General features: G+C 65.1%; 1 protein-coding gene. It reads left to right on the top strand.

The annotated features are described in order from the left end of the window. Positions 1-259 precede the first annotated feature (259 nt). On the top strand, positions 260-1654 hold the full coding sequence (locus VES88_02345) for an IS110 family transposase (GenBank protein HYN80312.1): 1395 nt from the start codon (positions 260-262) through the stop codon (positions 1652-1654). Positions 1655-1660 lie beyond the last annotated feature (6 nt).

Here is a 1660-nt window from a genome sequence, read left to right as displayed (position 1 = left end):
CTGTTAGCGGCCCACGCGATGTGATCGCGACTCATCGCACCAGAAACTGACGGCGTAGTAGAATAGGAGACCTCCGGGAACCGAGACCGAACCCGCACTGGTACTCTGAGTCCGTCTGTTAGCGTGGTCCTGGGATTTGCGGCGTCATCACTGGTGACACGCCGTTACGCGGCGTGATCCCGTTTAGGAGATTGTCTTCCATCCGCATCCCTGTTCCCGGAGGCCTCTTCAATGTACAGGAATGTACGGGAGCCTTCCAATGAATCGTCATGGCCGTCGTCCGCCCAAGGCACGCCGTTCACCCGCCGTGCTCGAACGCATCAATCCTAATGCCGCCGGCATCGATTGCGGATCGGCCCAGCACTTCGTCGCGGTAGCGCCGGATCGCGATCCGACGCCGGTCCGTTCCTTTGCGACCTTCACCGGGGATCTCGAGCGTCTAGCCGACTGGCTCGCCGCCTGCGGCATCACCAGCGTGGCCATGGAAGCCCCCGGCGTCTACTGGATTCCCATCTTCGAGATCCTCGAAGCCCGCGGCTTCACGGTGCTCCTCGTCAACGCCCGCCACGTGAAGAACGTGCCCGGACGCAAGAGCGATGTCTCCGACTGCGAGTGGTTACGGGACCTCCACATCGTCGGTCCCCTGCGCGGCAGCTTCCGGCCCGCCGAGGCCACCGTCGCGCTCCGCGCCTACCGCCGCCACCGGGCGTCACTCGTGCAAAGCGCCAGCGCCCACACCCAGCGCATGCAGAAAACCCTCGTGCAGATGAATGTGCAGTTGCCCTTGGTCGTCAGCGACATCACCGGGGTCACCGGCATGCGCATCCTCCGCGACATCGTGGCGGGGCAGCGCGATCCCCAACACCTCGCGCAGCATCGCGACTACCGCTGCCACGCGTCCGAAGTCGAGATCGTCGCCGCCCTCACTGGCAACTATCGCCCGGAGCATGTCTTCGTCCTCCAGCAACACCTGGCGCTCTTCGACGCCTATCAGCTGCAACTCGCCGCGTGCGACGCCGCCATTGAAGCCCATCTGACCATGCTGGTTGCTCGGACAGCGGCACCGACCAAGCCCCTGCCCGACGCACGGCCGCGGCAGAGGTCGCGCGCCAACGAACCGCGCTTTGACCTGCGGACGCCCTTGCACCACCTCACCGGCGTCGATCTCTCACAGGTCGATGGCATCGGCCCGTACACGGCCCTCCGGTTGCTCGCCGAAATCGGGACCGACATGCGCCGCTGGCCCACCGCACACCACTTTACCTCGTGGCTCACCCTCGCACCCCGCAACAAGATCTCCGGCGGGCGCCTCCTCAGCTCGCGCACCCAACCCTCCGCCAATCGCGCCGCGGCCATCCTTCGCCTGACCGCCATGAGTCTCGGCCGCACCCAAACCGCCCTCGGGGCCTTCTACCGCCGCCTCGCCTACCGGGTCGGCAAAGCAAAAGCCATTACCGCCACCGCCCGGAAACTAGCCATCCTGGTCTACCGTTTACTCAAGGGTGAACTGCTCTACCACGATCCCGGCGCCGACGCCTATGATGCGCAACACCGCACCCGTATCCTCCAACGCCTACGCAAACGCGCCGCCCATCTGGGCCTCGGCTTGATCAATCTCACAACCGGTGAGCTCCTCGAGGCAGCAGTTTCTTAGGAGCTG

It is taken from the genome of Gemmatimonadaceae bacterium, from assembly GCA_035633115.1.
In the GTDB taxonomy this organism is placed as follows: domain Bacteria; phylum Gemmatimonadota; class Gemmatimonadetes; order Gemmatimonadales; family Gemmatimonadaceae; genus UBA4720.
Note: the sequence above shows the minus strand (reverse complement) of the source record. Positions and strands in the feature narration are given on the sequence as shown.